The 6,349-nt window shown below is 61.0% G+C and carries 6 protein-coding genes; 2 read left to right on the top strand and 4 right to left on the bottom strand.

What is annotated here, in order from left to right; all coding sequences use genetic code 11:
- Window positions 1-199: 199 nt before the first annotated feature.
- From ccoM to K9857_RS18685, 3 genes are all read right to left on the bottom strand, one after another.
- A complete protein-coding gene (gene ccoM, locus K9857_RS30410; protein WP_306167737.1) occupies window positions 200-316 on the bottom strand; it encodes a cytochrome c oxidase subunit CcoM in 117 nt (38 codons plus the stop codon).
- A gap of 143 nt (window positions 317-459) precedes the next feature.
- The gene (locus K9857_RS18690; protein WP_224538150.1) at window positions 460-633 is read right to left on the bottom strand and encodes a hypothetical protein; all 174 of its coding nucleotides are present in this window, start codon (window positions 631-633) and stop codon (window positions 460-462) included.
- A 100-nt stretch (window positions 634-733) separates the two neighbouring features.
- Window positions 734-1,075 carry an aspartate-semialdehyde dehydrogenase gene (locus tag K9857_RS18685; RefSeq protein WP_224538149.1) on the bottom strand — a complete coding sequence of 114 codons (342 nt, stop codon included), beginning with the start codon at window positions 1,073-1,075 and terminating at the stop codon, window positions 734-736.
- 223 nt (window positions 1,076-1,298) lie between these two features.
- On the opposite strand from K9857_RS18685, the gene rapA reads away from it, so the two are divergent.
- The gene (gene rapA / locus K9857_RS18680; protein WP_224538147.1) at window positions 1,299-4,145 is read left to right on the top strand and encodes an RNA polymerase-associated protein RapA; all 2,847 of its coding nucleotides are present in this window, start codon (window positions 1,299-1,301) and stop codon (window positions 4,143-4,145) included.
- Window positions 4,146-4,243: 98 nt separating this feature from the next.
- Here the strand turns inward: rapA and K9857_RS18675 are convergent, their stop codons facing one another.
- A complete protein-coding gene (locus K9857_RS18675; RefSeq protein ID WP_224538145.1) occupies window positions 4,244-5,590 on the bottom strand; it encodes a spinster family MFS transporter in 1,347 nt (448 codons plus the stop codon).
- A gap of 304 nt (window positions 5,591-5,894) precedes the next feature.
- Between K9857_RS18675 and K9857_RS18670 the strand changes: the two genes are divergently transcribed.
- Complete coding sequence (locus K9857_RS18670) at window positions 5,895-6,245, top strand: YkgJ family cysteine cluster protein (protein WP_224538143.1); 351 nt, start codon at window positions 5,895-5,897, stop codon at window positions 6,243-6,245.
- Window positions 6,246-6,349 lie beyond the last annotated feature (104 nt).

Genomic DNA, 6,349 nt, shown 5'->3' with positions numbered 1-6,349 from the left:
ATAAGTAGCCGTTACCGCAGCAACGGATATGTACACAATAAACCCAATCGCGAGCAGGCTCGCTCCCACAGGAATTGCGTCTTAACCGAAATCAACTCGCCCCCCCCAAAAAACAACATCAACCAAAAACAAACGCGCAAAAAAAAGGGCAACCGAAGTTGCCCAAAATGCCTTGCGTGCTCATTACATCCAGAAAGAACTACGGTTTCTTCCGCTTGTGCGAATCCTTCCAGATAAAAAATCCAAATCCTGCAAAAAACATCAGCATGAGGCTGACGGTCAGCACTCCGGCGATCACCACGTTGTCGAAAAACATGACGCGTCTCCTGCGGTTGCCTTGTTGCGATGGAGATAAGTTAACCAATCGCGCAGGAGGAAATATTGACCGGGATCAATGTTGCCCGGGATCGGGCATAAAGAAGGGAAAAACTGACCTGCATCAATCGATGCAGGGAGGGATCAACGCTTTTTCGGCTTGCTCTTGGACTTGCTCTTCGACTTTTTCTTCGCCGTGCCCAGAGGCATGGCCTGCTCGAACGCCTGGCGCACTTCGTTCAGGCGCTTTTCGTTGAGGTCATGGACACGCTTGGCGCGTTCGGCATTGAGGTCGATCAGCTTGTCGTCTTGGCTCATGGCGTTGGGTGCATCGCTTGAATGAAGTTCAGGTGCCGCGTCAAACGGGCAGAATTGACCCAATAATGCGGCCTGATGGCGGCGCTGACCAGACGCAAGCTCAAATCTCGATATCGACCCACAACCCCTGGCGCGGCTGATCTTCCATCAACGGCGCGACAGGCACGGTGTTGTCGGCGTTGAGTTCGGTGCCGGGAATCGCCAGGTGGGACTCGGGATCCTCATCGGCCTCGCGGCGACGACGCTCGCGTTCCTGCTTTTTGCGCTGCTCCTCGCGCAACAGCAGCACGGCTTCCTCAGGATCGCGGTTTTTAAGGTCGATGGTGCTGTCGGTGGAACTCTCCTGCATCGGCACCACAGGTGCGATGTCCGGGCGCGGGCGAATCGGGTCGTGCTGGGAAGTGACCGGCACGGCACTCAAGGGGAGCATCGGTGGCAGCATAATTTTTAGTCTCCTGTCAGTCAGGATGTCGGCTGCGGTGGAGGCGACTTGAGCCATCGGTCGCAAACTGTGAGCCATTTGGCACTGTTCGGGGCGTCAACGTCTAGGATCTTTTGAGGTCTTGGCGATCAAAGACCACCGCTTACAGCACAGGTATTCCTTTGGTCTTGGAGACCTGATTCCGTTAACATAGCCCGCTTTTTCAAGGTGGGAGTCAGGCAGCATGGCGCAGCAGTATCAACCGGGGCAACGCTGGATCAGTGACAGCGAAGCGGAGTTGGGTTTAGGCACCGTTCTGGCACAGGACGGCCGCTTGTTGACCGTGCTCTACCCGGCCACTGGCGACACCCGCCAGTACGCGCTACGGAATGCGCCCCTCACCCGCGTGCGGTTTTCGCCGGGTGACACCATCACTCACTTCGAAGGCTGGAAACTGACGGTTCGCGAAGTCGATGACATGGACGGCCTGCTGGTTTACCACGGCCTGAACGCGCAGAACGAACCGGTCACCCTGCCGGAAACCCAACTGTCGAACTTCATCCAGTTCCGTTTGGCCAGCGACCGCCTGTTCGCCGGGCAGATCGACCCGCTGGCCTGGTTCTCCCTGCGCTATCACACCCTGGAACACACCAGCCGCCAACTGGAATCCTCGCTGTGGGGCCTGGGTGGCGTGCGTGCGCAACCGATCGCGCATCAGTTGCACATCGCCCGGGAGGTCGCCGACCGTATCGCGCCGCGAGTTCTGCTGGCGGACGAAGTGGGCTTGGGTAAAACCATCGAAGCCGGTCTGGTGATCCATCGCCAGCTGCTGTCGGGGCGCGCCAATCGGGTGCTGATCCTGGTACCGGAAAACCTCCAGCACCAGTGGCTGGTGGAGATGCGCCGGCGCTTCAACCTGCAAGTCGCGCTGTTCGACGAAGAACGCTTCATCGAAAGCGATGCCTCGAACCCGTTCGAAGACACTCAACTGGCGCTGGTTGCGCTGGAGTGGCTGGTGGACGACGAAAAGGCCCAGGACGCGCTGTTCGCCGCCGGCTGGGACTTGCTGGTGGTCGACGAAGCCCACCACCTGGTGTGGCACGAAGACCAGGCCAGCCCTGAATACACGCTGGTCGAACAACTGGCCGAAACCATTCCCGGCGTGCTTCTGTTGACCGCCACCCCGGAACAACTGGGCCAGGACAGCCACTTCGCCCGCCTGCGTCTGCTCGATCCAAACCGTTTCCATGACCTGAACGCCTTCCGCGCCGAGAGCGAAAACTATCGCCCGGTGGCCGAGGCTGTTCAGGAGCTGCTCGAACAGGGTCGCCTGTCGCCCAAAGCACACCAGACCATCAACGGTTTCCTCGGCAACGAAGGCGAAGCCTTGCTGGCCGCGGTCAACGATGGCGACACCGAAGCCAGCGCGCGCCTGGTGCGCGAACTGCTGGACCGCCACGGCACCGGCCGCGTGCTGTTCCGTAACACCCGCGCCGCCGTGCAGGGGTTCCCGGAGCGCAAGCTGCACCCCTACCCGCTGCCGTGCCCGGACGAATACCTCGAACTGCCGCTGGGCGAGCACGCCGAGCTGTACCCGGAAGTCAGCTTCCAGGCCCAGCCGGACGCCAATGAAGAAGAGCGCTGGTGGAAATTCGATCCGCGCGTCGAGTGGCTGATCGACCAGCTGAAAATGCTCAAGCGCACCAAAGTGCTGGTGATCTGCGCTCACGCTGAAACCGCCATGGACCTGGAAGACGCCCTGCGAGTGCGTTCCGGCATCCCGGCTACGGTGTTCCACGAGGGTATGAACATCCTCGAACGTGACCGCGCCGCGGCTTACTTCGCCGACGAAGAGTTCGGCGCACAAGTGCTGATCTGCTCGGAAATCGGCAGTGAAGGCCGCAACTTCCAGTTCTCTCACCATCTGGTGCTGTTCGATCTGCCGTCCCACCCGGACCTGCTGGAACAACGTATCGGTCGTCTGGACCGGATCGGCCAGAAGCACACCATCGAACTGCACGTGCCGTACCTGGAGACCAGCCCGCAAGAGCGTCTGTTCCAGTGGTACCACGAAGCGCTGAACGCCTTCCTCAACACCTGCCCGACCGGCAACGCCCTGCAACATCAGTTCGGCCCGCGCCTGCTGCCGCTGCTGGAAGAGGCTGACGACGGTCAATGGCAAGCGCTGATCGACGAAGCGCGCACTGAGCGCGAGCGTCTGGAAGCTGAATTGCACACCGGCCGTGACCGTCTGCTGGAGCTCAACTCCGGTGGCGCTGGCGAAGGTGAAGCGCTGGTGGAAGCGATCCTGGAGCAGGACGACCAGTTCGCCCTGCCGATTTACATGGAAACCCTGTTCGACGCGTTCGGCATCGACAGCGAAGACCATTCGGAAAACGCCCTGATCCTCAAGCCGAGCGAAAAAATGCTCGACGCCAGCTTCCCCCTGGGTGACGACGAAGGCGTAACCATCACCTACGACCGCAACCAGGCGCTGTCGCGCGAAGACATGCAGTTCATCACCTGGGAACACCCGATGGTGCAGGGCGGCATGGATCTGGTGCTGTCCGGCTCCATGGGCAACACCGCGGTGGCACTGATCAAGAACAAGGCGCTCAAACCAGGCACCGTGTTGCTGGAGCTGCTTTACGTCAGCGAAGTGGTCGCCCCGCGCTCGCTGCAACTGGGCCGTTACCTGCCGCCGGCCGCCCTGCGCTGCCTGCTCGACGCCAACGGCAATGACCTGTCGGCCCGGGTTGCCTTCGAGACCCTCAACGATCAACTCGAAAGCGTCCCGCGCGCCAGCGCCAACAAATTCATCCAGGCCCAGCGCGACCAGCTGACGCCACGGATCAATGCCGGTGAAGACAAGATCTACCCGCGTCACGCCGAGCGTGTGGCCGAAGCTCAGCGTCGTCTGGCAGCAGACACCGATGAAGAACTGGCGCGTCTGACCGCGCTGCAAGCGGTAAACCCGACCGTCCGTGACAGCGAACTGGTTGCCCTGCGCAAACAGCGCGAGCAAGGCCTGGCCATGCTCGACAAAGCGGCACTGCGCCTGGAAGCGATTCGGGTACTGGTGGCGGGCTAACCCCCCTCCCCCGTAATGAAGAAGGCCCGCGCAATGCGGGCCTTCTTTTTTAAAGTCGCAGCCTTCGGCAGCTCCTACCGTGGGACGCGAAACTGCTTTTACGCCGGCACACCCTCAACCTGCGCCGCAGCCACCCCCAACCCATCCTTCATCCGCTTGGCATCGCGCACAAAACAGCGCGAAGCCAGCACCAGAAACACCATGGTGAAAAACAGCGCCACCGGGATCAGGTACATCGCGTCATGCAGGCCGACGGCCTTGAACGCTTCGGTCATTTGCTCGGCTCCCGCCGAGAGCATGGCGGTGTGCGCGAAGTGATCGGACAAGGCCCCCACCACCACCGGACCCAGGCCGCCACCCAGCAGATACAGACCGGCGAAGAACAGCGCCATGGCCGTCGCCCGCAGGCGCGGTTCGACCACGTCCTGAATCGCCGTGTAAACGCAGGTGTAGAAGTTGTACGCAAACAGCCAGCCCACACTGAACACCGCGACGAACACGCCGATCTCGATCCGCCCCGAATGCAGCGCCCAGGCGGTGCACACGGTGGAAATGATCAGGCTGAAGGCGGCGAACAGCAGTCGACCATTGGCCACACGCTGGTGAATCTTGTCCGCTACCCAGCCACCCAGGGTCAGGCCCACCAGACCGGTCACGCCGACGATGATCCCGGTCGCGACCGCTGCTTCCTGCAGCGGCATGAGGAAATAACGCTGCAGCATCGGCACCATGAACGAATTGCAGGCGTAGGTCGCGAAGTTGAAGCACAACCCGGCCAGCACCAGCCACAGGAAGGTCGGCACCGCCAGGACCCGGCGGATCGGCTGATCGACCTTCTCCTGGGACACCTGCACGCTTTCGGCGGCACCGCGCTTGGGTTCCTTGATGTAGAACATGAAGACCGCAAGGATCAGCCCCGGCACGGCGGCGATGAAGAACGGCGCACGCCAGCTGTCGAACGCCTTGACCATCGCACCGATGGTGAAGAACGCCAGCAACAGCCCCAGCGGCAGGCCGAGCATGAAAATCCCCATGGCCCGGGCCCGACGATGCGCCGGAAACAGATCCCCGATCAATGAATTGGCCGCTGGTGCATAGCTGGCTTCACCGATGCCGATGCCCATGCGCACGATCAGGAAGCTCCAGAAACTGCCGACCATGCCATTGACGGCGGTCAACCCGCTCCACGCCGCCAGCCCCCAGCCCATCAACTTGCTGCGCGACCCGGTATCGGCCATCCGCCCCAGGGGCAGGCCGGCGATCGCGTAGACAATGGTGAAGGCGGTGCCGATGATCCCCAGCTGAAAGTCGCTGAGATGCCATTCCATGCGGATCGGCTCGATGATGATGGCGGGAATGGTGCGATCGAAGAAGTTGAACAGGTTGGCCAGGAACAGCAGGAACAGAATGCGCCAGGCATTCGCCGCTTGGGTCGAGTTCTGCATGGGTCCGTCTCTTTTATTGTTATGGGGGCGTCGTTTCCCCGGAATCTGCAATCTAGACAGGCGCGCCAGGACTGTCTGTAATTATTCGTAAGGCTGATACCTGTCCATGGCGAACTCACGCCGCAAGACTCCCCCTATCAGACAGTCGAGGCCCAACGTCCACGGGCCCCAAGCGCCGGAATCGACCGCACGTCCAGCCGCTGAAAAATACCTGTTCACCCCCCTATCCAAGCCGCTGGCGAAGCCTAGAATAGCGACCTTGTCAGCCCCTCCGGCCTCCTCACTCTTCCTTAGATAAATACCCATGTCCGATGTCAGTCCGTGTCTGAATTGCGGTGCCTGCTGTTCCTACTTTCGCGTGTCATTCTTCTGGGGTGAATGCGCTTCGTCCGGAGGGACGGTGCCCGACGATCTCGTCGAACAGATCACCCCCAGCCGCGTCGCAATGCTGGGGACCAACTGCAAACCCGCGCGCTGCATCAGTCTGGACGGGGAAGTCGGCAGCGAAGTGAAATGCACGATCTACGATCAGCGCTCGACCCCTTGTCGGGAGTTCGAGGCGTCCTGGGTCGATGGCCAGGCCAATACCGACTGTGACGCAGCACGAGCGGCATTCGGCCTGCCACCGCTGGAACCCGCCGCACACGGCGTTTAGCAACCAAACGCCCGACCGTTAGCGCCAATCGTTATTGGGTTAATACCAAAATGTTTGGCGCTAAAGTGCCATCACCGCTTGCACCCCGTTCCGGCCCTCTATAC

Origin of the sequence: Pseudomonas sp. REP124, from assembly GCF_020164475.1 — a bacterium.
Taxonomy (GTDB): Bacteria; Pseudomonadota; Gammaproteobacteria; order Pseudomonadales; family Pseudomonadaceae; genus Aquipseudomonas.
This window is presented reverse-complemented; position numbering and strand designations above follow the sequence as displayed.